Annotated in this window: 1 protein-coding gene and 1 riboswitch; the gene reads left to right on the top strand. The window is 69.2% G+C overall.

The genetic code is table 11. From position 1 onward, the window contains the following. A riboswitch (cobalamin riboswitch) is annotated at nt 1-207 on the top strand. This riboswitch is flagged as partial in the annotation. 37 nt (nt 208-244) lie between these two features. Beyond that, nucleotides 245-650 (top strand): DUF1636 family protein (locus AC4FS3_RS28950; protein ID WP_491023410.1); only part of this gene is annotated, 406 nt, incomplete at its 3' end.

Genomic DNA, 650 nt, shown 5'->3' with positions numbered 1-650 from the left:
AAAGGAAGAAGTAAAAGGGAAAGCGGTGCGCCGCGTCCCCCCGCGCGCCGGCTGGGCCGGCGACATGGGGCTTTGCGCGCAACTCCGCTGCTGTACCCGCAACTGTAGGCGGACAGCCGGCGTCACATGCCACTGGGGCAACCTGGGAAGGCGACGACCGGCGTTTGATCCGCGAGCCAGGAGACCTGCCCTCGCTACGGATTCACCATGTCGTCCGGCGGGTTTACCGGGCAGGGAGAACAGCGTGAGCAAACACGTTCCGTCGCTGGAACCGCCAGCGGCTCCTGGCTCCATCGCCAGTGAAAGCCATCTTGCCAGCGAAGACCGCCCCGCCGGTTCGCCGCCTTGCGACGCGCCAGCCGCCGCTGCGGGCGTGATCATCGTGGTGTGCGAAACCTGCCGCCACCCGGAAGACCCCACCGCCGAACCGCGCCCCGGCGCGGCCCTTTGCGCCAGCGCCGAAGCGGCCGCTGACGGCACGCCGTTTACGGTGCGTCGGGTGTCCTGCCTCTCCAATTGCAAGCGCGGCCTCAGCGCCGCCATCGTCAGCGATGCGGCCTGGACCTATGTGTTCGGCGACCTGAAGCCCGACAGCGGCCCCGACCTGCTGCGCGGCGCTGAACTGCTGGCCGGCTCGACAGACGGGCTGA

It is taken from the genome of Pseudogemmobacter sp. TB195, assembly GCF_058313095.1.
This window is presented reverse-complemented; position numbering and strand designations above follow the sequence as displayed.